This window comes from Pseudomonas fluorescens (genome assembly GCF_041354075.1).
GTDB lineage: Bacteria > Pseudomonadota > Gammaproteobacteria > Pseudomonadales > Pseudomonadaceae > Aquipseudomonas > Aquipseudomonas fluorescens_CE.
Map to the genome: position 1 here is coordinate 443193 of NZ_JARZGC010000001.1, position 23577 is coordinate 466769.

The window sequence follows — 23577 nt, forward strand, 5'->3', positions numbered from 1 at the left end:
TAGAGGGCGGTACGCGGATTCAATCAGAAATTGCTATCAAGGGCCGCTGATGTTGTCTATCGCCCGAGCGCGTCGACGTTTGTGACACACTGGGGGTTCATCAAGCCATTCAAAGACTCACCATGACTTCATCGCCCGCAGACGACGGATTTGACTGGCGCCCTGCAACAGCGGCCGACCTGGCTTTCGCCCGCGATCTGACCTGTCAGAACATGCTCCATTACTACATTCGGCACGAACTGCTGTGGCAGGACGAGGCCTTTGATGTGGCCTGGGCGGGCCGGGACAACCGCTTGATCGTACGCGACGATGTCCGGCTGGGCTTTGTCAGCCTGAGTCGTGACGGCAGAGCGCTGTACATCCGTGAGTTGCAGATCATCGAGACCTGTCGCGGGCAGGGGGCCGGAACCTGGGCGATCGATCAGGTATTGGCCCTGGCGCGCCAGGAGCGACGCCCGGCCTTGCGCTTGACGGTGTTCGAGAACAATCCGGCGAAAAGGCTCTACGAGCGAAAGGGCCTGAGGGTGGTTGGCACGGACGAGTGTTTTCTGAGAATGCAGTGCGACATTGCGTGCCAAAATCGCTGAAACACATACAAGACAAGCCTTTCAAGATGTATTGAAACTTTTTATCTGGCGCTTGCCGCTAGGTCTGCCAGTCGCTTTTTGCTAAGGTGTCGGCAACTCAATAAGACCATATCGCGGGGTGTCTGCTTGATTAGGGTGCTAGTGGTCGATGACCATGATCTCGTTCGTACAGGCATTACACGAATGCTGGCTGACATCGATGGCCTGCAAGTGGTTGGCCAGGCCGAGTCCGGGGAAGAGTCCCTGCTCAAGGCGCGTGAGTTGAAACCCGATGTGGTCCTGATGGATGTCAAGATGCCCGGTATCGGCGGTCTTGAAGCCACCCGAAAGTTGTTGCGCAGTCACCCGGACATCAAGGTCGTCGCGGTCACCGTGTGCGAGGAGGACCCATTTCCCACCCGTTTGTTGCAGGCCGGTGCCGCTGGCTACCTGACCAAGGGCGCGGGGCTGCCGGAAATGGTCCAGGCCATTCGCCTGGTGTTCGCCGGGCAACGCTACATCAGCCCGCAGATCGCCCAACAGTTGGCGATCAAATCCTTCCAGCCGACCAACGATTCGCCGTTCGATGCCTTGTCCGAGCGGGAAATCCAGATCGCGTTGATGATCGTCGGCTGCCAGAAAGTGCAGATCATCTCCGACAAGCTGTGCCTGTCGCCCAAAACCGTCAACACCTACCGTTACCGAATTTTCGAAAAGCTTTCGATCAGCAGCGATGTCGAGTTGACGCTGTTGGCGGTTCGTCACGGCATGGTTGATGCCAGCCTCTGAACATGACTGAAATTTTCGATCCAAGCGCGTTCCTGTCAACGGTCAGTGGGCGCCCCGGCGTCTACCGCATGTTCGACAGCGAGGCGCGTCTGCTCTACGTCGGCAAGGCCAAGAACCTCAAGAATCGCCTGTCGAGTTACTTCCGCAAGTCCGGCCTCGCACCGAAGACCGCCGCCCTGGTGGCCCGCATCGCCCAGGTCGAAACGACCATCACGTCCAACGAAACCGAAGCCCTGTTGCTCGAGCAGACGCTGATCAAGGAATGGCGCCCGCCCTACAACATCCTGCTGCGTGACGATAAATCCTACCCCTACGTGTTTCTTTCCGATGGCCAGTTTCCGCGCCTGAGCATTCACCGGGGGGCGAAGAAGGCCAAGGGCCGATACTTCGGGCCCTATCCCAGCGCCGGGGCGATCCGCGAGAGCCTGAGCCTTTTGCAGAAGACCTTTTTCGTTCGCCAGTGTGAAGACAGTTACTACAAGAACCGCACGCGGCCGTGTCTGCAGTACCAGATCAAGCGCTGCAAGGCGCCCTGTGTCGGGCTGGTGGAGCCCCAGGTGTACGCCGAAGATGTGCGGCACTCGGTGATGTTCCTGGAAGGGCGCAGCAATGCGCTGACCGATGAGCTATCGGCGGGCATGGAAGAGGCGGCGATCAATCTGGAGTTCGAGCGCGCCGCCGAGTTGCGCGACCAGATTTCCCTGCTGCGCCGGGTCCAGGACCAGCAGAGCATGGAGGGCGGGTCGGGGGATGTCGACGTGATCGCGGCTTTCGTCAATCCGGGTGGCGCCTGTGTGCACTTGATCAGCGTGCGCGGTGGCCGGGTGCTGGGCAGCAAGAATTTCTTCCCGCAGGTGGGTATCGAGGAGGACGTGTCCGAGGTCATGGCGGCGTTTCTCGGCCAGTACTTCGTCAGCAGTCCCGAACGCGATTTGCCCAGCGAGCTGATCGTCAACGTGGTGCATGAGGATTTCCCGGCGCTGATCGAGGCCATTCACGAACTGCGGGGCCGGGAACTGAGCATCAGTCACCGGGTGCGTGGCACGCGGGCCCGCTGGCAGCAATTGGCGGTGACCAATGCGGAGCAGGCGCTGGGTGCGCGCCTGGCCAACCGGCAACACGTGGCCGCGCGTTTCGACGCCCTGGCCGATGTGCTGAAACTGGATGAACCGCCGCAGCGCCTGGAGTGCTACGACATCAGTCACTCCAGCGGCGAGGCGACCGTGGCGTCCTGCGTGGTATTCGGCCCTGAGGGGCCGATCAAGGCCGATTACCGCCGCTACAACATCGAAGGCGTGACCGCCGGCGATGACTACGCCGCCATGCACCAGGCGCTGACCCGGCGCTTCAGCAAGCTGAAGGACGGGGAGGGCAAGCTGCCGGACATTCTGCTGGTGGACGGTGGCAAGGGCCAATTGTCCATGGCGCGCGATGTGCTCAACGAACTGGCAGTGCCCGACCTGATCCTGTTGGGCGTGGCCAAGGGCGCGACGCGCAAGGCCGGTTTCGAAACCCTGTACCTCAACGATGCCGCCCACGAATTCACCCTGCGCGGTGATTCTCCGGCGCTGCACCTGATCCAGCAGATCCGCGACGAAGCCCACCGGTTCGCCATCACCGGGCACCGCGCCCGCCGTGGCAAAACGCGCCGCACGTCTACACTGGAAGGCGTCGCCGGGGTCGGGCCGACACGCCGGCGCGATCTGTTGAAACATTTTGGTGGATTGCAGGAGCTGTCTCGTGCCAGCATCGAAGAGATCGCCAAAGCACCGGGGATCAGTAAAAAGCTCGCAGAGTTGATTTATGCAAATCTGCACAGCGAGTAGAATGCCCCACTTACCTCGTAGCCAGTTGTGCCGATGAATATCCCTAATCTGATTACCGTTCTACGCGTTCTGCTTATCCCGATCTTCATTTTGCTGTTCTATCTGCCTTACCAATGGAGCTACGCGGCCTCTGCTTCGGTCTTCGCGTTCGCCGCCGCCACCGACTGGCTGGACGGCTACCTGGCCCGCCGCCTGGAGCAAAGCACTCCGTTCGGAGCGTTTCTCGATCCGGTGGCAGACAAGCTGATGGTCGCCGTGGCCCTGGTCCTGCTGGTGCAGGAGCACGCCAACCTGTGGCTGACGCTGCCGGCTGCGGTCATCATCGGCCGTGAGATCGTGGTCTCGGCACTGCGCGAGTGGATGGCCGAGATTGGCGCACGTGCCCATGTCGCCGTGTCCAACCTGGGCAAATGGAAAACCGCCGCGCAGATGCTGGCGCTGGTGATCCTGCTGGCCAACCCGTCGCATTTCACCTTCTGGGTCCTGCTCGGCTATGCCTTGCTGATGATCTCCGCCGGCCTGACCCTGTGGTCCATGGTTCAATACCTGCGAGCCGCGTGGCCGCATCTGAAGATCGATGTGGAAAAGAAATAAACTTTTTTGAATCAAAGGGTTGACGGGCCATCTGGATTCTATAAAATGCGCCTCACCAAGACGCGGGAATAGCTCAGTTGGTAGAGCACGACCTTGCCAAGGTCGGGGTCGCGAGTTCGAGTCTCGTTTCCCGCTCCAAGATTCAGAAAAAGCCACTCAATGAGTGGCTTTTTTTGTGCCTGAAATTTATGTTTAGTACTGGAAGCATAGGCTTCAGCACCTTCTATCATTCCGCTAAGCGCAACAGACCGTTCTTGTTTACTCGATTTTGAGAAGAGGGTTGGGAGCCAGCACTGAGGAAATTTGTGCGTTCATGATCCGTACTGGTATCGTGCCATTATGTAGCATCGCCATGGAAAAAGGATAGAAGGGAGCAAGATGAACGATTTCGAGCAACAACCCTTTGCGGACGCAGAGTTCGCTGAGAATCCGGAGCAACGGTGTCCCTGCATTCTTTTGTTGGACACTTCTGGTTCTATGAGCGGTGCACCGATTCAACAGTTAAATGATGCTCTGCAATTCTTCAAAGAGGATCTACACGCTGACGCGATGGCAGCAAAGCGCGTGGAGTTGGCAGTGGTGACCTTTGGTCCTGTCAACGTGCGCACCGAGTTCACGACAGTCGATGGCTTTTTCCCTGAGGTACTAGAGGCCAGTGGCGTCACGCCAATGGGTGAAGCCGTCGTGCGAGTGCTGGATCTGTTGCGCGAACGTAAGGACCGCTACCGAGCCAATGGCGTTAAGTACTACCGTCCGTGGGTATTTCTAATTACCGACGGTGCTCCGACTGACGATTGGCAGGAAGCACGTCGACGGGTCCATGAAGGTGAGGAACGTAAGGAGTTCATGTTTTACTCCGTGGGCGTTGCTGGCGCAGACATGTCGACTCTTTCCCAGATTGGCACCCGTCAGCCACTGAAGTTAAAGGGCCTCGCATTTCGGGAGTTATTCGCTTGGCTGTCCAGCTCGCTAAGTGCCGTATCGCAGTCCAATCCTGGCGACGCTGTTCCTCTGGTCAATCCGACCGCTCCAGAGGGGTGGGCCGTTGCGGGATAGTCCACGCTGGCGTTGGGCGGCTGCATCGTGCGTCGGTACTTCTCATATGCGAATGGGCACGCGAAAGCAGGATGCCTACACCGTTATGCGGATCAGCCCGCATACATTTTGCGCGGTTGTTTCCGACGGCGCGGGTAGCGCTAGTTATGGTGGACAAGGCGCTTCCTTGCTCTGCCGTAGTCTGATGGCCGACTTCCGCACATGGTTTGAACATCACGACGACTTGCCAGACGGCGAAGTGATTCTGTGCTGGATTGACCAAGTGCGAGATCGACTCTCCGAGGCCGCGGCGCGGCGCGGGGTGACACGGCGGCAGTTCGCCGCGACGTTGGTCATGCTGGTGGTATTCAAGAATTGTGTCTTGGCCTTGCAGATTGGCGACAGTGCGTTGGTGGCTCGTAAAGATGGGGTTTGGGAAGCGCTGTGCTGGCCGGAGAACGGAGAGTTCGCATCGACGACCTATTTCGTCACGGACGACCCAGAGGTTCGTCTGCATACGTTCCATCTAGATCTCGAATATGACGCCTTTGCTTTGTTTTCCGATGGATTAGAGTCAGTCGCTTTGGAGCACGCAACGCAACGGCCTTTTGCTCGGTTCTTTGATCCGATGATTAAACCGGTCGATCAGGTTGAAGGAGAGGGGCGCCTCGTCGAATTGTCGGGCGCGCTCGCGCGCTACCTGGACAGTCCAGCGTTCTGCGAGCGCACGGATGACGACAAAACTCTCATCCTTATCTCATGCCAATGAACACCTCGCCGGTTAGGATCGCCGGTAAGAATGAACAACTCGATAAGCGGCTTGGCAAGGGCGGTGAGGGAGACGTTTACGCCCTAGTGGGACGTGCAGATCGAGCAGTCAAGATCTACAAAACGGAGCTTAGGCGATCCCGCGAGAGTAAGGTCCGAGCGATGGTCGAGGGCCGATTGGCAGACGCGACCACTCTAGTCGCCTTCCCGTCTGAAGTGGTCACTGACTCATCGGGAAACTTTGTTGGCTTTTCTATGCGGCTGGTTGCGGGATATCGACCACTCCATGAGCTATACAGCCCCAAGTCGCGCAAAATTCATTTTCCAAAAGCGGACTACCGGTTTCTGGTTCGTGTGGCCCAGAACGTCGCCCGTGCTGTCGCGACGGTGCATCAAGCGGGATGTATTATCGGTGACCTCAATCATTCTGGGGTTCTGGTAGCGCAAGACGCAACTGTTGCACTGATTGATGCCGACAGTTTTCAGTTCAGTTTGAACGGGCAGTCCTACCCTTGTGTGGTCGGCACCGAGGACTTCACGCCTCCAGAGCTCCATGGTGTCAGCCTTAGTAACGTCAAGCGCACTCAAGCGCATGACAACTTTGGTCTTGCAGTCGCCACCTTCCAATTGTTGATCATGGGCAAGCATCCCTATGCCGGCCGTTTTAGTGGGTCGGATCTCAGCCTGGGTCAGTCGATTGCACAGAACCGCTTCGCCTTTTCCGTTGCGCGACGTGACGAAACACGCACCACACCGCCGCCGGGCTCGGTTCTGCTGGGGGACTTCCCTCCGCAGATCGCCGCAGCATTTGAGGCTGCGTTCGGTCTAGTGGCCGTTTCTCGTCCGGATCCTGCGGCCTGGGTGAGTTTGCTTCAGGGACTAGAAACCACCCTGCGTCAATGTGCGAATGTGCCGACCCACTACTTTCCTGGCGCGGCGGGAAGTTGTCTTTGGTGTCGGCTCGCCAGTCAGTCAGGCGTCGAAATGTTTCCGTTGGGGCTTGTCGTGGGGAATATCCCGACGGCAGGACCTTTCGATCTGGAGCGTATATGGGCGGCCATCCAAGCGGTGCGGCTCCCACGGCCGGAGGAAGTCCTTCCCACTTGGAGCGGCGATACCGGTCCGCCCAGTACGACACTTACTCGGGTGAAGAGCAAAGGTTCTAACCAAGTTGTATTCGGTGTTCTTGCCATGCTGGTGGCAATCATCGGCTTTGCAAATGCACCGTTCTTAGCGCTTCTGTGGGGATGCTTCGTAATCTACGGCTTGTTCGGAATATTCACTAAGGCCAAGGTGGACTCAACACCATTTCTCAATGCCTATAAGGATGCGGACAATCGAGTGCGTTTGGCATCGCAGGCATACCTGCAGCGCATCGGCCTCAAGGAAATATTTGTCCTGCGTGCCGACCTAGAGGATGGTGTTGCCCGATATCGGCAGGTGGAGGGAGATCTTGTACAGGCGCTGATGAAGCTGAAGTCAACACGAGAGGCTCGTCAGAGAACAGACTTCTTGGATCGGTTTCTGATCAGGCGCGCGACCATACCAGGCATAGGGCCTGCTAAAACTGCCACACTGGCGTCCTTTGGTATCGAGACAGCTGCTGACATCACGGCTTCGGCAGTTCGGGCGGTACCTGGATTCGGTGAAGCGCTGACTGGCAAAATGCTTGTGTGGCGCCAGAGTCACGAGGCCAAGTTTCGCTACAACGCCTCGCCAGACCCGTCTGATATCCAAGCTGAGAATGCAGTGCGCTCCGCATCCGCGACTAAACAGATTGATCTGCAGAACAAACTTCGGTCGGGCCTCGCGGCTTTGCAAGCTGCGGTCCCTCGATGTATATCCGCTAAATCTACGCCAGATCCATCTCTTGTGCAGGCTCTTGCTGAGCGGGCACAGGCGCAACGGGATTGCGTTGCCATGAGCATCGCTGTACCACCTGCTGCGGTCGTCTCCATTGAGATGCCAAGACAAGCGCCGGCTCAAGCGGTCAGAGTCTCGTCATCGCCTAGTCCAACATATTATTCAGGGGCTGGGGTTTGTCCAAGGTGTGGTGCCTCGATGGTGCGTCGGACAGCTCGTAAGGGAAAACGAGCGGGACGTCAGTTCTGGGGTTGTTCCCGGTATCCGGCTTGCAATGGGACTCGAAATTGAAGCGGTTGTGGGGAGGGGCGATGAGCAGGCAGGAGCCTTGTGAGTGCGCAGCATCGTTCAGTAAAAACAGATGAACGCGATTATTTTGTTATGCGTGATCTCTTCGATGTCCTATTTTCATTCCTTGGGTAAACAATGAGTCTTGCTGGCGTTCGTTCAAATCGAGGGGATAGCTATCAGACACTGATCGCTATGAGATGGGCTTTAACAATTCTGTCTGATCCTGAGTACGAATGGCTGGAGGTTGACTCAACTCGTTGGTTGGTGGACGACGTTGTGGTCGGGAGGGTCGATGGATCCATAATCTGCTGTCAGTGCAAAAAAAATCAGCCTGACTTTAAGCCTTGGACTGTTGCCGATCTGGCTGATGAGTTGGACAAGGCATCTCGCCTGCTAGCGGCCACTCCAAAAGCGGAGATTCGCTTCTATTCGCGCAATACCTTTGGTCTTGTTGCCAAGCTGCGGGAACACAGCGTTACGCAACCTGATGAGTGTAGCTACCGGAAAAGCCTGACAGCTGAACATACGGGAACAGATACCGCCCTGGCTGCTGCATTCAACAGCGCCGTGTCGCTTTCGACCTACGAGCTCCTTTCTCGTACAACTTTCCATGGCACTGCTGAGTTCAGTGATGTTGAAGAGGAGCAGTTGGAGCGGCTTCGCTTTTTAGCGACGAATGCACGCACTGCCTATAACGCCCTATGGCGGCGTATTGATCAACTCGGTTCACGGATGCCAGATTCAGGTTCAGAGTCTATGTCGGTTCAGCACCGATTGACAAAAGATGACCTCATTGCGCTGCTCAGGAAGTCAGGGTCAATGCTGGCGCCGGATATGGAGCAGTCAGAAATCCGTGCCTCGCTCTCTGAAGTTTCCGTAGTCGGGCGTGCATGGCGCCGGGAGATCGCTGGGCGACGTATGCCAGCTAGAGTCATCGATGATTTGCTATCTGCTGTTGATGAGAAGAAGCGTTCTATCCTACTCACCGGATTGCCTGGTTCTGGCAAAACTTGTGTGCTTCTGGCTGTGCAAGAGGCGCTGGAGTTGCGAGCCGAAAGCGATAGTAGGTTGGTGCCGCTGTTCATTCAATCTCGAGAGTTCGCTGACCTAGCTACCGCGAAGGACCGGCAGGCTCAGGGTTTGCACGAAGAGTGGGTAGAGAAGGTCGCTCGTTTGGCTGACGAAGCTCATGTCGTTGTTGTTATTGATTCGCTCGACGTGCTGTCAATCTCGCGTGAGCATGGTGCACTTACGTATTTCTTGGCGCAGATCGACAGGCTTTTGTTGGTTGCCAACGTCACGGTGTTAACCGCTTGTCGTGAGTTCGACCGACGCTATGACCGTCGTATTTCTGAGCGTGTGTGGGACTGTGAGCTAAAGTGTCAGTCGTTGGATTGGGATGGTGAGCTGCTGCCGTTTATGCAGTCGCTTGATATTGACGTCGCACGTATTGACCATCCGACTCGTGAACTTCTTCAGAACCCGAGAGAATTAGCTCTATTTGTCGAACTGGCGCAGTTGGAAGGTGGCTTTAGTGTTGTGACCAGTCAAGCGCTGGCGCAGCGCTACTTGGATGCCTTGGTCCGCGCTGACGTCAAGTTGGGCGATGCGGCAATGAAAGCAATAGAGTCAGTTGCCGACGAAATGCTCAAGTCCCGTAGTCTCACGATCCCTGTTCAGAGGTTCTCCGAGTCGCCAAGCGTGATGCGTGTACTCCTCAGTCACAACGTTCTTTATGAAGTCCAGGATGGAAGGATAGGCTTTGGACACCAGACGCTGCTTGATGTATTGGTGATTAGTTCCGCCATTCGAAAGGGAATGACGTTGAATGACTTCATCCAGAGCTTGTCTCCTGCGCCATTTGTGAGGCCCAGTATTCGTAGTTTCGTCGCGCAGTTGGCTTCCGGCGATCGTCGAGCATTCAGGGCTCAGTTGCGGGCGGTGCTGATGGGGAGTTGTGCATTTCACGTTCGCCGCTTGGTGGCCGAATCATTTGCAGAGGGCTTGCCTCACGATGATGATTGGCCGCTAATTCGTGACCTGCGCAGGGACTTCCTTGATGTGTTCCAGGTCATATATTTGCAAGCCAAATCGATCGAGTGGAACCAGTTCTGGTTCAAGTACCTAGTACCCGCATTGAGGGATGATCGAGACCAAGAAGGGTTGATGGCGCATTTGCATAGATCCTCTGCATGGGTCAATCAAGAGCCTTATCTGGTTCTGCCATTCTGGACAGAGTTGCTGGAAGCTGACTGGATGGATCGCGGCGCTGTTGCAGAGAGGCTGAGCTTCTCGTTGTCCGATGTTGAGCCTGTACATGCCGATCGCATGGGAAGCTTGGTCGAGTCGCTGCTTCGTATGCCGGTACAGGAGCACAGCTTTCTTGGGCGTTCAATTGCGCATTGTATTGACGCCGGCGTGATGTCGGATGAAGTTCTCTGGCAGTTTGTGATTGGTGATGTTGGGCCAGATGATGTTCTTGACCTTCATCGCCTCGGCAGCAAGCTTCGTTGTCGTGACCATGAATTTGGCGATCACCACGACAGCTTCCTTGTTGCGAGAATGAAAAAATCTTCGAAGTTGTTAGATCTTGCACTTCAATCTATTGAAGATTGGAGTCGGGCCAGAATCTCCGCAATTGGTGGATGGGCTGCGGAAAGCTATGGTTTTTTGCGGAGCACTTCGTACAATACTGTTCGCAGTCAGCATGATCACCAGTATGTAGAGCCCGATAATTTGCTGATGAATGCGATTGAGGCCGCTGTGCTCAATCATGCGTCACTAGATTCGGATTGGTGGCGGGACAACCGAGCGCGACTCTGTTTCAGTCATGAGGGGGCGCTACGCTATTTTGGCATCCTTTCGTGTAAAGGATTTTCGGGCTGCAATGCTGATCTTGCGTTGCGCTTGCTGTGTGATTCTCCACTGGCGGATTCCGAGTTCCTATATGAGCTTGGTTGCCTTACCAAGTCCGCGTTTGTCCACTTTGATGTGGGCCAGCAGGAAGCCGCAGTGGCTGCAATATTTGCCATCAAGGGCGATAAAGGTCTGGACGAGCACGAAGCGCTCTGGAGACGAAGAGCTCAAGCGCGGCTTATTGCATGTATCCCTTGCCATCTGCGTCCGATCGAAGCGCACCAGTTACTGGACGATGTCTTAGAAAGAGAAGGGGTGTTGATCGATACGCCCCCGATACGGTCATGGGGTGGGATGGTCGCCGCACCATTTTCGTATCTGGTCTTTCTTGAGGTGAGTAACCTCGGAGTGTTGCGGCTTTTGAAGCACTACACGGGGTATGAACGTGGATTTGAAGATCATTTAATCGGCGGCGAGAGCGAAGTTGCATCTGAGCTTCGCGAGGCTTCTTCTCGTGATCCTGAGCGATTCCTTCGAATTTTGCGCGAGAGTTGGTCTGATATTTCATCTGTTTTCTGTGACGCCATCATGGATGGAGTTGGTAACTACTTGGCGCATATCCACGGCAACTTGCAGTCCAGCACCTCTTGGGCACCAGTTGTCGAGATCGATAGCCCGTTGTTGGTCGGGCGGATTATTGATGAGCTTGAGCGGAATGCAGGCTACTGGAAGCAGAACCGCGCAGCATCCAATGCACTGAACGCATGTGCGCGTGTGATTGGCGGCTCTAAGGATGCTGCGCGCCTGGTCTGTCTGGTATCGGAATTCTTTGAGATGCAAGAGGAGGCATCTATAAGTGGTGATGGAGTCGGTCCTCTTGAAGTTGGAATCAACATGGCTCGCGGGCATGTTGTCGAGGCTCTGGTAATCGTACTTTGCAACGTCTACGAACATGGCGTGACCTTGCCAAATACTCTGTTGCCTCTTCTGCGCCGCTTCTCGGATGACGGGAATCCGGCTATTAACGCCGTGATCATCCGCCGCCTAGCGTATCTGCAGAGTCAAGATCCTGATGTAGGTTGGGACTTGTTCGAGCGCTGCATGCAAGGTAGCACTTTAGGGCTATGGGGGATTGCCGAGCCTTGCCTCTACTACGCCTATTACAATCATTTTGAGCGAGTATCGTTTTGGTTGGAGCGCCTTCGTCTAGAGGGAGCGGGCAAGGATCTGGAGACATGGGGAAGAATATCGGCCTTGGCCGCTTTGTCAGATCGTCTTGATTTTTCCGAGCTTCTAAATGACTTGACGTCTATCAATGACTCTGCTGCATGGCATGGAGCATCGGTTGTGTGGGCGTACGCCCAGAACTTCAATAGGCATCGTGCTCAATGCGTTGCAGGACTTGAGCACGGACTTTCCTCTGGCCCGCATTCAGCTGTTGTTGCGGAGCGGATGAGTCAGCTATTCCGTAGCGAAGCTGCTGCCGTTCCTTCTAGTCTAGTTCGTAGCTATTTTGCTTCTCGAGTCGCCGGGAGCAAACGTGGGAGCGCTCACATCTATGGATTGGGTGAGTGGTTGAGTGCTACTGCGCAGCGAGATCCAGGTGAGGCGCTGACAATCATGGAGCTTTATCTGGCTTATGTCCGCGACGGAGAAGAGCATATCTATGACTACGGGGGCAATCTCACTCAGTTGCTAACGCGGTTGTTTGCTGAGGCAGAGGAATGGGAGGAAACCGACAAAGGTTTGATGTTGCGGCGTGTAGTGGCGGTGCAGGATGGGTTGCTGTCGCTTGGAGTTACAGGTGTCAGTGATTGGCTGAAGGCTGCTGAGAGGCCATGAATGGATCGTGCCACCTTGAAATGTGAGGGGTCGTCATATCTGGGCGACCCCTTTTTGACTCGTGATACACCCCGAAAATAAGTCCAGAATCAAGTCCATTCCTGCTTCAGGAACCCCTAGATTTCAATGGGTAGGACTCTAGTTGCGAGTCTCGTTTCCCGCTCCAAGATTCAGAAAAAGCCACTCAAACGAGTGGCTTTTTTTCGTCTGGAGTTTGAGTTCGGTTAGAAGCAAAGGCACCACTCAGCCATCGACCTTCAGCATCCTCTGTTTAAATGCTTCGGGGTCGAAAGGATCGCGTTGCCGGCGATCCCATCCCAGCGGACTGAAAGACTGTTTCTGTTGAACGCTATCCTTTTACTTGTAACAACCCGCGCATGCCCTGATAGAATGCGATAAATTCCCATTTGCATTTATCACCTCCCGTGCACTCTATATCATCGGCAAACCCCCACCCGCATCGGTCCATCGATCAGCTCTACGGCCACCACCATGGTTGGCTGCAAGGCTGGTTGCGCAAGCGTCTGGGCAATGCCGCCGACGCGGCGGACCTGGCCCAGGATACGTTCGTGCGGCTGCTCAGCAGTGCGCCCGACGAGCCGCTGAGCTTCACCACACCGCGCGCTTATCTGGCCACTATCGCTAATCGCCTGAGCATCAATCTCTATCGCCGTCGCTCGCTGGAGCAAGCCTATCTGGCGGCGCTGGCGCAGACGCCGGAGGAACTGGCGCCGTCGCTGGAGCATCAGGCGCTGGTGCTGGAGGCCCTTGACGAGATTGATCAGGTCCTTGCGCTATTGCCGGCCAAAACCCGGCAGACTTTCCTGATGGCGCAACTGGAGGGTTACACGCAGGAAGAGATCGCCAGCCGCCTCAATCTCAGCGTGCGTTCGGTGCAGCGTTACCTTGCACGGGCTTTCGAAGAGTGCATCGTGCTCGCCAGTCAGAGCGCGCTATGACTGATAAGCCGATTGACCGACGCATCGCCCGTGAAGCAGCTGACTGGTTCGTGCGCTTGCAGAACAGCGGCGCTTGCGCCGCCGAGCATGCCGCCGGTGCCGAATGGCGGGCGCGGCACGCGGATCACGAACGGGCCTGGCAATTGGCGCAGCGCTTCAGCGACCAGGCCCGGCAGCTTGCCGGTGGTGCCGGACGGGCAGCGCTGGAGCGTCCACGTAGCCTGGATCGGCGACAGGTGCTCAAGACCCTGGCGTTGCTGATCGTCACCGCGCCGCTTGGGCTGGCGGCACAGCGCAGCCTGCCGTGGCGCGAGTGGCAGGCGGACGAACGCACTGCCACGGGCGAGCAGCGCACCCTGCGCTTGCCGGATGGCGCAGAGATTCGCCTGAACACCGGCAGCGCCGTGGATATCGCCTACGACGACAGCGTTCGCCGTTTGCGCCTCATCGCCGGCGAGATGCTCGTCGAGGCAGTGCCCAGCGAAATGACCCGGCGGCCATTCATCCTCGATACCGTCGATGCGCAAATCACGCTGCTCGGCAGCCGCTTGCTGGTGCGTCAGTACCCGCAGAGCACTTACCTCGCCGCGCTGGAGGGCACTGTCGAGGTACGCCCGCGGCTGTCGGGTGACGGCGGCCTTATGCGTCTGGCGGCTGGCCAGCAGACCCGGGTCAACAGTCGGGCGGCAGAGCCCTCGACGGCGCTGGCGCAGAATCGTCTGGATTGGCTCAACGGCCTCCTGCGCGCAGAAAAGATGCGTCTCGATGATTTCATTACCGAGCTGGATCGTTATCGGCCTGGCTTGCTGCGTTGCGATCCGGCGGTGGCAGGCCTGCTGATCTCTGGCGCCTTTCAGTTGCGCGACACCGATCAGGTTCTCCGCGCCCTGAGTCGGACGCTGCCGGTGAATGTCCACTACCGCACGCCTTACTGGGTCACCATTACGGCGCGAGCAAACGCTTGATCAACTTCTCTGTCGTGTTTTCCTCAGGCTGCGTGTCCCTCCTGTAAGCACATCACTTTCACAGGGTAGGGAAGAACACATGGCAACGACGCAGAGCATGCAACCACTGGCGCGGGCAGTACACGCCGCCGCACTGGGGCTGATCATCGCGGGCGGCATCCTGAACGCTGTTTCATCCCAGGCAGCCGAGCAGGGCGCGCAACACAACCGTGCCTATCACGTGCCTGCTGGCAACCTGAGCACCTCCCTTTCCGAGTTCGCCAGCCAGGCGGATATCACCCTGCCCATCGAACCGGGCCTGGTGGAAGGGCTGCGCAGCCCAGGTCTGGATGCCGCTACCAGCGTAGAGGGCGGACTGCAGCAATTGCTGCAAGGCACCGGTCTTGAGGCTGCGCCGCAGGGTAATGGCCTCTACCTGCTGACACCGCAGACGGCGGGCACCAGCCTGGAACTGGGCGCTACCAGCATCACCGGACAACACCTGGCGGCGACGACCGAGAACAGCGGTTCCTACACCACCGGGACGATGCAGACCGCCACCAAGCTGCCCTTGAGTTTGCGCGAAACGCCGCAGTCGGTCAGCGTGGTCACGCGCAAGCGCATGGACGACAAGGCCATGACCAGCATCAGCGACGTCGCCAAAAGCGCGCCGGGGATCTTCCTCAATAACGCCGGTGGGGTCGGGCGGCCGACGTTCAGCTCGCGCGGCTTCGACATCGACAACATCCTGTACGACGGCTTTCCCACCAGCTTCCTGACGTACCTGCCCAGCGGAGAAGCCAACCTGGCCATGTATGACCGGGTGGAGATCGTTCGCGGTGCCGCTGGCTTGACCCAGGGTGCCGGCAACCCGGCCGGCGCCATCAACCTGGTGCGCAAGCGTCCGACCCATCAATTCCAGGGCACGCTCACCGGCAGTGCCGGCAGTTGGGATGATTACAGCAGTACGCTGGACGTGGGAGGCCCGCTCAATGACAGCGGGACCCTGCGCGCTCGTACCGTGATTTCGGGCCAGGACGCCAAAAGCTTTCGGGACTCGGTGGAGAGCGACGCGCAACTGTTCTATGGCGTGGTCGACGCCGACTTGAGCGAAAACACCACCCTGACCCTCGGCGCCTACCGGCAGAAAAACCATACCAACTATATCTGGGGTGGATTGCCCATGGCCCGTGGCGGTGGCCATCTCGGGCTGCCACGCGATACCTTCCTGGGCAATGACTGGGAATACTCGGACAACCGCACCACGGGGTATTTCGCCACCCTGGAGCAAGGCCTCGCCAATGACTGGACGCTGCGCCTGGCAGCGATGCAGACCACGACCGACACCGACGTGCTGGCCTCATCGGTGTGGGAATACGATCGGCACTATCTGTGGACCGAAGCCATGGAGCAGAAGGAAACCGGCTACGACCTGGCACTCAGCGGTCCCTTCCAGATGCTCGGTCAGGTGCATGACGTCACGCTGGGCCTAAGCCGGCGCGAGCTGGATTATCGTTCCGGCGACGCCTGGAGCGCTTACACCGACGCGGGCAGCAATCTCTTCGAGTGGGATCCACGTGATCATGACAAACCGTATTACGTCACGGGCGATGACGGCCTCCCCGAGACCACCACTCAGGACAGCTTCCATGCCAGCACCCGACTGCGCTTGAGCGAGCCACTGTCGCTGATTCTCGGTGGTCGTCTGGACTGGTACGAATTCGAGGACAAGGCCAGCAGTGAAGCCAACTTCAAGGTCACTCGCAATCTGACCCGCTACGCCGGCCTGGTCTACGACCTGGACGACAATCACTCGGTCTATGTCAGCTACACCGATATCTTCAAACCACAGACCAGCAAGGGCCTGGACAGAAAAGTGATCGAGCCTGTGGTGGGCGAGAACTACGAAGTGGGCATCAAGGGCGAATACTTCGATGGCGCACTGAACGCCAGCATGGCGGTCTTCCAGATCGACCAGAAGAATCGCGCCCAGGATTTGCCTGACTCCAAAGGCTGCGGCTCAGGCCCGGCGAGTGCGTGCTACGAGGCCGCCGGGCTGGTGCGCAGCAAGGGCATCGACCTGGAAATCCAGGGCGCCCTGACCGACAACTGGCAATTGGCTGCCGGCTACACCTACACCCAGACCCAGTACGTCAGCGACGCCAATGCCGCCCTGGAAGGCGAAGACTTCGACCGCAAGAAACCGCGTCAGCTGTTCAAACTGGCCACGATCTACAACCTCCCCGATGAGCTGCAGCGCTGGCGGATTGGCGGTGATGTCTACCAACAGAGCCGCATCCGCACCTCCGGAGGCACCGGTGCCACGGCCTGGAAAAACCAGCAGGGCTCGTACACGGTGGTCGGCCTGGTGGCCGGCTACAAGGCCAGCGAGCAACTGGATCTGCAGCTCAACGTCAACAACCTGTTCGACCGTACCTACTACAGCAGCGTGGCCAACGGAGCCTATAGTCCGTATGACATCTACGGCGATCCACGCAATTTGAAACTGACGGCGCGCTACAGCTTCTAGCGAGCTTTGTGTCGCCGGGGCTCCAGGGGCGGAGTGACCTTTGGCAGACGATCGGTTGTCTGGTTCAGAGGGTTCATCGCCAGTTTTCCGATGGGCAAACGCAGAATCCTTGAACGCCCGCAGTGATGGGGGGCCTAAGCCATATCACTTCAGGAGGGCGCAATCATGTCGGAAGCTACCAGTTATTTTGCGATGGCTGTCGCGGTGATCATTTTGCTGGTTGATCTGTGGGCGATTGTCAGCGTGTTTCGCAGCGACAAGACAGTGGGAATCAAGGCCGCCTGGGCCATCGGGTTGATCGTCTTTCCGGTGCTTGGGCTGATCGTGTGGGGTATCGCCGGGCCGCGTGGCATCAAGGAGGGGCCATCGTCGCCTGAGCACAGCAAAGGCTGAGCAGCGTCGCCAAAAACAACCATCCGGAGAAAACAGGAGATTGCCATGCCCGAGCCGCTGACCTCATCTGGCGCATCTTTTCGTTATTGGTTCGCCCGCTTCGCAGGTTCCGGCTGGGGTGGACGAATCTTCTGGTCAATTCTGATGGGCGTGACGTTGCTCTTGATGGTCAGCGGCTATGGCGCGTTCGTTGGCGCCAACAAACAAAACCTCCATTTCGCCTTTCTCGGTGGCCTGTCAGGTTTCGCAGCGACGGCGGTGGGAGCCGTCATCGCGATTGCGTTGCGCGATATTGCCGCCCGAACACAGGACATCATGCTCGGCTTCGCCGCCGGGATGATGCTGGCGGCCAGTTCCTTTTCGCTGATTCTCCCGGGTATTGAAGCGGCTCAGGCGCTCTGCGGTAATCGGCTGCTCGCCGCCTGCGTGGTGGTTGCAGGATTGGGCCTGGGCGTGGCGCTGATGGTCGGCCTGGATCGCTTCGTCCCTCACGAACACGAGAAAAGCGGCCGTCGCGGGCCTCAAGAGCGGCGCATCAGCCGTGTCTGGCTGTTCGTTCTGGCCATCACCCTGCATAACCTGCCGGAAGGCATGGCCATCGGCGTGAGTTTCGCCAATGGCGACATGAAGGTCGGACTGCCGCTTACCACGGCCATCGCCATCCAGGACATTCCCGAGGGCCTGGCGGTCGCATTGGCATTGCGGGTGACCGGCATTTCCGCGCTGCGTGCGGCGCTGATTGCGGTGGGATCGGGGTTGATGGAACCCATTGGCGCCATCGTTGGTTTGGGCATTTCCAGCAGCTTTGCATTGGGTTATCCCATCGCCCTGGGCCTGGCAGCCGGCGCCATGATTTTCGTAGTGTCCCACGAGGTCATTCCCGAAACCCATCGCAATGGTCACGAGACCCCGGCGACCCTGGGGCTGATGCTCGGTTTCGGGGTCATGATGTTCCTCGATACGGCCTTGGGTTGACGCTTTGCTCTGCCAAACATGAAAAGGAAGAGAACACGGTGAGAACCGGATTCTCGTCCTCTTCAGTGGTCGACTTTTTACGTGGCCAACACTGTCGCGCCGCCATCGGTCTCCGGCAACGCGATGTGGTTATCGCCAGGTGTCAGAATGACTTTGCGGCAGTCTTCCTCTTTTTTATCGAAGATCTTGTATCCCTCGGCGGCCTGTTCCAGGGACAGGCGGTGGCTGATGATGACTTCCGGTGAGAGGCGACCTGTTTCGATGTGATCGAGAAGCTCGGGAAGGAAGCGGTGCACGTGAGTCTGTCCCATTTTGAACGTCAGGCCCTTGTCGAAGGCATCGCCGAACAGGAAGCCGTGGATGAATCCGGAGTAGACACCCGGGACGCTGACAACGCCCCCGCGTCGGACGGCTGCGATGCATTGGCGCAGCGCCTTGCCGCTGCTGCCTTCGAGTTTTAGCGTGGCGAGCACCGTTTCCGTGGTGCTGCCCTTGGCTTCGAATCCGACGGCGTCCACCACACCGTCAACGCCTCGCATGCCCTTGGTCTGGCGAATGATCGTGTCGGCAGGGTCATCGTCTTCATCGAAATTGATCGGAATCACGCCATAGGTTTTTTGCGCGTACGCCAGGCGATAAGGATGGTGATCGACCATGAAAATCTGGTCGGCGCCGAGCATCCGCGCACAGGCGGCGCTCAACAAACCGACCGGGCCGGCGCCGTAGATGGCGATGCTCGACCCCTGGCCGATGCCCGCGTTCGTCACTGCCTGATAGGCCGTGGGGAGAATGTCCGAGAGGAACAACACCTTTTCATCCGAGAGCGTCCCCGGCACCTTGAAAGGTCCGGTATTGGCTTTCGGCACTCGCACGTATTCAGCCTGGCCGCCAGGCACGCCACCGTACATATGACTGAAGCCGAAGAGCGCGGCCCCAGGAGGTATCGCCTTTTTATTGATGATCGCGCCACGGCCGGTATTGGTTGTTTCGCAGGCAGCGAACAGATCCATCGCACAGAAAAAGCAACTGCCGCAGGCAATGACAAACGGAATGACGACCCGGTCGCCCGGTTGTACCGCGGTCACCGCCGAGCCTGTTTCTTCGACGATCCCCATGAACTCGTGACCGAAGATATCGCCATGCTCGACGGTGGGGATTTTTCCACGGTAGAGATGAAGGTCAGAGCCGCAGATCGCCGTAGCCGTGACGCGAAGAAGGATGTCGTCACTGTCTTCGATGACCGGATCTGGAACGTTGTCGACCTTGACGCTGTGCGCGCCGTGATACGTGAGTGCTCTCATGATGTCTTACCCCTGACTCGATGGCTGTTAGTGGGAGAGGAGTCTCGGGGGACGTAAGTTCAGAGTGATCGCGGCGCGAATGACTAGCGGTCGGCGCTGGACGAACGCCGGCGATTTTTTAAACCTGCTGGGTTGGGGAAGGTCGACTGCGGGAGTCTCTTTGGAGGCTTAAAGAAAAATTTCGATGGTCAGCGTCAGTCTCGAGGCTTCTGGGTTTGCTTGCCCTTCGCGTTTTTCCTGAGTCCCCTGAGGTTCATCAGGAACAGACACACCTGCAAGACGATCAATGCATACGCCTGTGCATGGGCGCCCCAGATCACCCACAACACATTGCTCAAACTGAAACACACGAACCCGGTCATCCGCCGGGCTGGCCGCTGCGATCCGATCAGCCAGGCGGCGAGCACCGTCACCAGCATCGCCGGCCATTGAATCCAGTCCAGATAAACCACCCTTTGCTCCCAACAGTTTCGATGTGCGGACGATCAGGACGTGTCGACAGGTCATCCTGATCGCCGTTCCCTTACTGCAAAAGACAACGGGCCCGCTGCTCGAATTCCTTGTGGCGGCCGTGATGGTGCACAACGGCTTATGCCTCCGCTGTGCCCCCTGGGCTAGGCAGTGGTTCTGCGGCCCCCGCCAGCGCTTCCTTGACGGTGGCCAGGCGTACGAAGCGTCCACTCAGCACCAGTTGGGTACGGGCATGCAGTTCCTCGGCGCTCCATTCACGGCCAGCCTCGTCGATCATCGGGAAGGTCAGCGTCGCCTCGCTGACGAAGTCGACGTTGTAGCCCAGGTCGTAGGCGTGGCGAGCGGTGGTTTCACAGCATTGCTCTGTGCGAATGCCAGAGATGATGACGCGGCGGATGCCGTGCGTGTTCAGCCAGACATCCAGGCCCGAACCCACCAGTGCACTGTGGCGCGGCTTCTTGAAGACCACGTCGGGCTCGATCTTGAGTGGCGCCATGGTGGTGACGAGGCCGGACGCCTCCGAGAACGGACCGGTGCCTTCGGCATGAAACACCTGAAGCACTGGAATGCCGGCGGCTTTCGCGCCATCTATCAGCGGTTGCAGGTGCGAAAGAAACGTCGGCAAACTGTCTTCGTTCCAGTAAGGCGCAGCGCGAAACGACTCCTGTACGTCGATGACAATCAGTGCAGTTTTCTGAGCGGACATTTGTGGCATTCCTCAGTGGGTTGATAGGCCACTAGGTTAGCCAGGGGTTATAGCGCCCGAAATGCCAGGACTGGACGGAATCAGGACACTTCACGCCAATCAGGATCAGGGGGGATGGATTCTAACGGCGTGAGGCGGCACCCGCAGGTGCCGCGCTTGAGAAGCGCCCGTGTTGAACTCGGGCGCAGCGGATTACGGCAAGGCGTAGGCCATCACGTAGTCGCCGCGATCGGTCGACTGACGCGCACCACCGGCCGTGATGACGACGTATTGCTTGCCGGTTTTCGGCGAAACGTAGGTCATCGGGCCACCCTGGCTGCCCACTGGCAGGCGGGCTTTCCATACTTCTTCACCATTGCCGCTGTTGAAGGCGCGCAGGTAGAAGTCTTGAGTGCCGGCAATGAAGATCAAGCCACCCTGGGTCGACAGGGTACCGCCGAGGGTCGGCAGACCGATCTTGATCGGCAGGTGCATTCGGATGCCCAGCGGGCCGGTGTCTTCAACGGTGCCGACGGGAACCTGCCAGGCAATTTTCTGCGTTTTCATGTCGATGGCGGTCAGGGTGCCGAACGGTGGCGCCTGGCATGGAATGCCAGCCACCGACAGGAAGCGGTTCTTGTTCACCGCGTAGGGCGTGCCTTTGAGCGGCACGGCGCCCATGCCGGTGTTCAGCGCTTCACCACCCCCCGCGGCCTGTCCCTTGTTCTGCGACGGGATCATCTGGATCCACAGACCCAGGCGCATGTCGTTGACGAAGATGAAACCGTGCACCGGATCAGTGGAGAGGCTGCCCCAGTTCATGCCGCCCAGCGAGCCCGGGAAGCTCAAGGATTTGTCCGTTCCCGGCGCGGTGTACAGACCGTCATAACGCATCGACTTGAAGTCGATCCGGCACAGCAGTTGGTCGTACGGGGTCGCGCCCCACATGTCCGATTCGCTCAGGTGCTGGGCACCGATCTGCGGCATGCCCACCGATTTTGGCTGGGTAGGGGAGTAAGGCTCGTCAGGAATGTTCGCCGCCTTGACCGGTACTTCTTCAACCTCGGTCAGCGGTTTGCCAGTGGCACGGTCGAGCACGTAGATTTGCCCGGCCTTGGTGCCGATGACCAGCGCAGGAACGGTTTTGCCGTCCTTGGTAAAGTCGATCAGGCTCGGCTGCATTGGCAGGTCGAAGTCCCAGAGGTCGTTGTGCACCGTCTGGTAGACCCAGCGCTCTTCACCGCTCGTGGCGTCCAGTGCCAGGATCGAAGCGCCGTAGGTGTGATCGAGCTTGCTGCGCTCCACGCCGTAAATGTCGGTGGAAGAACTGCCCATCGGCAGGAAGACCGTATTGGTCGCCGGGTCGTAGGACATCGGCGCCCAGCTGTTCGGCGTGCTGCGCACATAACTGCTGCCGTCGGCCGGTGCGCTACGCGCCTGCGGGTTGCCCGGATCGAACGCCCAGCGCATGGCGCCGGTCATCACATCGAAACCACGGATCACGCCGCCAGGCATGTCGGTTTGCACGTTGTCGGCCACGCGACCACCCACGACCACGGTGGTGCCGGCCATCAGCGGGGCAGAGGACAACTGATAGTAGCTGTCCGGAACATCACCCAGACCGGCCTTGAGATCGACCTGGCCATTGTTGCCAAAACCCTGGCAGAACTCGCCGGTGTCGGCATCGACCGCGATCAGGCGGGCGTCGATGGTGTTGGTCAGCAGACGCCGCTGGCAATTGGCAGCCGGCACCGGTCTGGCTTCGATGATCGTCGAATGGCTCGGTTGCGCGATGGTGCCGGTAGCGTCGAAATACGCCATGCCCCGGCAACGCTGCCAGACTTTCGATTGGGCGTTGATCGGGTTTTTCCAAAGCTCCTTGCCCGAGTCGGCATCCAATGCGATCAGGTTGTTGTGCGGGGTACAGATGAACACCTTGTTGCCGACCTGGAGCGGGGTGAGCTGATCTTCGGCGCCGTTGCCATCGCTCTCGGCGACATCACCGGTATGGTAGGTCCACGCGACTTTCAGCTGATCGACGTTGCTGCGATTGATCTGATCCAGTGCGGCAAAGCGGCTGCCCCCTTCGGTATTGCCGTAGTGAGCCCAGTCCTTTTGCGCCTGGTCCGGGTCGACCGGTGTCAGGCCCGGGCCGGTGCCGCTGGCAGCTACAGTGGGGTGGGCGACGAACATGTTGCCGGCCGCCACAGCCAGCCCGATCGTCAGCACGGCGGCCACGGCGTAAGCGCCACGACCCGGAACGCCACCGTTGGCGCGCTGGAGCAAGGGGTAGACCAGCGTCACCGCCAAACCGACCGCGCTGAACATGAACAGGCGCGAGAACACCGGCCAGAAAACCCAGCCGGCATCGCTGACCGCCCAGATCGCTGTCCCGACCAGGAACGCCGCAAACAACCAGGCACCCGCCAGCTTTAAGCGAGCGATCAGCAGGCCGGAAACGGCCATCACCCCTCCACCCACCAGGAAATACCAGGAGCCTCCCAGGCTGACCAATTTCATGCCACCTGCAGCTAATGCCAAGCCGAGGAGGGCGATGATCACGCCGAGTCCCAAGAGAATGAATTTTGATAGGCCCGAAAGGCGTTGACCCTGCTTCACGTTGAATGTCCCGTTACAAAGAGGGCGGCAGTATATCGATAGTTAACTACCTGGTTAAACCAAAAAAATCCCGGTCAGGATTGTTTAGTGTTCAACCTTCAAAATAGTCCCGTTTCTGTCTGGGGTGAGGGGATTTGTGACAGGTCGAGATCACGGCTGGCCTGCGCATCGTGGCGCGAGGTGCAGCCGGACCGCCGCAGACACCCTCTGGCAAAGCAAAGATCAATTGGATTGCAGGCCTTGAACGCGGAGTCGCTGGTTCTGCTCAGT

At 58.4% G+C, this 23577-nt stretch carries 17 protein-coding genes and 1 tRNA gene; 14 read left to right on the forward strand and 4 right to left on the reverse strand.

The genetic code is table 11. The features are described from left to right. Positions 1 to 122 precede the first annotated feature (122 nt). From QIW53_RS02185 to QIW53_RS02250, 14 genes are all read left to right on the forward strand, one after another. Positions 123 to 587 carry a GNAT family N-acetyltransferase gene (locus QIW53_RS02185; protein ID WP_371048054.1) on the forward strand — a complete coding sequence of 155 codons (465 nt, stop codon included), beginning with the start codon at positions 123 to 125 and terminating at the stop codon, positions 585 to 587. A 126-nt stretch (positions 588 to 713) separates the two neighbouring features. Next, a complete protein-coding gene (gene gacA, locus QIW53_RS02190; RefSeq protein ID WP_008015884.1) occupies positions 714 to 1355 on the forward strand; it encodes a response regulator transcription factor GacA in 642 nt (213 codons plus the stop codon). Positions 1356 to 1357: 2 nt separating this feature from the next. Beyond that, positions 1358 to 3181, forward strand: a complete 1824-nt coding sequence (gene uvrC, locus QIW53_RS02195) for an excinuclease ABC subunit UvrC (RefSeq protein WP_371048055.1) — start codon at positions 1358 to 1360, stop codon at positions 3179 to 3181. 33 nt (positions 3182 to 3214) lie between these two features. After that, complete coding sequence (gene pgsA, locus QIW53_RS02200; protein WP_192308683.1) at positions 3215 to 3775, forward strand: CDP-diacylglycerol--glycerol-3-phosphate 3-phosphatidyltransferase; 561 nt, start codon at positions 3215 to 3217, stop codon at positions 3773 to 3775. Between the two features lie 62 nt (positions 3776 to 3837). Continuing rightward, positions 3838 to 3913: transfer RNA gene (locus tag QIW53_RS02205), tRNA-Gly, on the forward strand. A 240-nt stretch (positions 3914 to 4153) separates the two neighbouring features. Next, a complete protein-coding gene (locus QIW53_RS02210; protein WP_177052822.1) occupies positions 4154 to 4831 on the forward strand; it encodes a vWA domain-containing protein in 678 nt (225 codons plus the stop codon). Then, on the forward strand, positions 4749 to 5579 hold the full coding sequence (locus QIW53_RS02215; RefSeq protein ID WP_371048056.1) for a PP2C family serine/threonine-protein phosphatase: 831 nt from the start codon (positions 4749 to 4751) through the stop codon (positions 5577 to 5579). Before QIW53_RS02210 ends, QIW53_RS02215 begins: the two co-directional genes overlap by 83 nt. Next, complete coding sequence (locus QIW53_RS02220) at positions 5576 to 7732, forward strand: helix-hairpin-helix domain-containing protein (RefSeq protein ID WP_371048057.1); 2157 nt, start codon at positions 5576 to 5578, stop codon at positions 7730 to 7732. Before QIW53_RS02215 ends, QIW53_RS02220 begins: the two co-directional genes overlap by 4 nt. A 135-nt stretch (positions 7733 to 7867) precedes the next feature. Further along, positions 7868 to 12430 (forward strand): AAA family ATPase, encoded by a 4563-nt coding sequence (locus QIW53_RS02225; RefSeq protein ID WP_371048058.1) that lies wholly within the window; start codon positions 7868 to 7870, stop codon positions 12428 to 12430. Between the two features lie 434 nt (positions 12431 to 12864). After that, positions 12865 to 13389 (forward strand): sigma-70 family RNA polymerase sigma factor, encoded by a 525-nt coding sequence (locus tag QIW53_RS02230; protein ID WP_371048078.1) that lies wholly within the window; start codon positions 12865 to 12867, stop codon positions 13387 to 13389. Next, positions 13386 to 14354, forward strand: a complete 969-nt coding sequence (locus tag QIW53_RS02235) for a FecR domain-containing protein (protein ID WP_371048059.1) — start codon at positions 13386 to 13388, stop codon at positions 14352 to 14354. Before QIW53_RS02230 ends, QIW53_RS02235 begins: the two co-directional genes overlap by 4 nt. Positions 14355 to 14433: 79 nt before the next feature. After that, on the forward strand, positions 14434 to 16863 hold the full coding sequence (locus QIW53_RS02240) for a TonB-dependent siderophore receptor (RefSeq protein ID WP_371048060.1): 2430 nt from the start codon (positions 14434 to 14436) through the stop codon (positions 16861 to 16863). Between the two features lie 165 nt (positions 16864 to 17028). Next, the gene (locus QIW53_RS02245) at positions 17029 to 17256 is read left to right on the forward strand and encodes a PLD nuclease N-terminal domain-containing protein (RefSeq protein ID WP_371048061.1); all 228 of its coding nucleotides are present in this window, start codon (positions 17029 to 17031) and stop codon (positions 17254 to 17256) included. Positions 17257 to 17301: 45 nt separating this feature from the next. Continuing rightward, a complete protein-coding gene (locus tag QIW53_RS02250; protein ID WP_371048062.1) occupies positions 17302 to 18231 on the forward strand; it encodes a ZIP family metal transporter in 930 nt (309 codons plus the stop codon). Between the two features lie 77 nt (positions 18232 to 18308). Here the strand turns inward: QIW53_RS02250 and QIW53_RS02255 are convergent, their stop codons facing one another. The 4 genes from QIW53_RS02255 to QIW53_RS02270 all read right to left on the reverse strand — a co-directional run bounded on the left by QIW53_RS02255 (position 18309) and on the right by QIW53_RS02270 (position 23307). Continuing rightward, on the reverse strand, positions 18309 to 19532 hold the full coding sequence (locus QIW53_RS02255; RefSeq protein ID WP_371048063.1) for a zinc-dependent alcohol dehydrogenase: 1224 nt from the start codon (positions 19530 to 19532) through the stop codon (positions 18309 to 18311). Between the two features lie 194 nt (positions 19533 to 19726). Beyond that, positions 19727 to 19951 (reverse strand): hypothetical protein, encoded by a 225-nt coding sequence (locus QIW53_RS02260; protein ID WP_371048079.1) that lies wholly within the window; start codon positions 19949 to 19951, stop codon positions 19727 to 19729. A gap of 170 nt (positions 19952 to 20121) precedes the next feature. Next, complete coding sequence (locus QIW53_RS02265; RefSeq protein ID WP_371048064.1) at positions 20122 to 20709, reverse strand: isochorismatase family protein; 588 nt, start codon at positions 20707 to 20709, stop codon at positions 20122 to 20124. Between the two features lie 192 nt (positions 20710 to 20901). After that, the gene (locus QIW53_RS02270) at positions 20902 to 23307 is read right to left on the reverse strand and encodes a glucose/quinate/shikimate family membrane-bound PQQ-dependent dehydrogenase (protein WP_371048065.1); all 2406 of its coding nucleotides are present in this window, start codon (positions 23305 to 23307) and stop codon (positions 20902 to 20904) included. Between the last annotated feature and the right edge of the window lie 270 nt (positions 23308 to 23577).

Coding starts and splice junctions, on each gene's coding strand:
- QIW53_RS02255 (WP_371048063.1), bottom strand. CDS start 19,532: ATGAGAGCACTCACGTATCACGGCGCGCACAGCGTCAAGGTCGACAAC.
- QIW53_RS02260 (WP_371048079.1), bottom strand. CDS start 19,951: ATGCTGGTGACGGTGCTCGCCGCCTGGCTGATCGGATCGCAGCGGCCA.
- QIW53_RS02185 (WP_371048054.1), top strand. CDS start 123: ATGACTTCATCGCCCGCAGACGACGGATTTGACTGGCGCCCTGCAACA.
- QIW53_RS02225 (WP_371048058.1), top strand. CDS start 7,868: ATGAGTCTTGCTGGCGTTCGTTCAAATCGAGGGGATAGCTATCAGACA.
- pgsA (WP_192308683.1), top strand. CDS start 3,215: ATGAATATCCCTAATCTGATTACCGTTCTACGCGTTCTGCTTATCCCG.
- QIW53_RS02220 (WP_371048057.1), top strand. CDS start 5,576: ATGAACACCTCGCCGGTTAGGATCGCCGGTAAGAATGAACAACTCGAT.
- uvrC (WP_371048055.1), top strand. CDS start 1,358: ATGACTGAAATTTTCGATCCAAGCGCGTTCCTGTCAACGGTCAGTGGG.
- QIW53_RS02250 (WP_371048062.1), top strand. CDS start 17,302: ATGCCCGAGCCGCTGACCTCATCTGGCGCATCTTTTCGTTATTGGTTC.
- QIW53_RS02210 (WP_177052822.1), top strand. CDS start 4,154: ATGAACGATTTCGAGCAACAACCCTTTGCGGACGCAGAGTTCGCTGAG.
- QIW53_RS02240 (WP_371048060.1), top strand. CDS start 14,434: ATGGCAACGACGCAGAGCATGCAACCACTGGCGCGGGCAGTACACGCC.
- QIW53_RS02265 (WP_371048064.1), bottom strand. CDS start 20,709: ATGTCCGCTCAGAAAACTGCACTGATTGTCATCGACGTACAGGAGTCG.
- QIW53_RS02245 (WP_371048061.1), top strand. CDS start 17,029: ATGTCGGAAGCTACCAGTTATTTTGCGATGGCTGTCGCGGTGATCATT.
- QIW53_RS02235 (WP_371048059.1), top strand. CDS start 13,386: ATGACTGATAAGCCGATTGACCGACGCATCGCCCGTGAAGCAGCTGAC.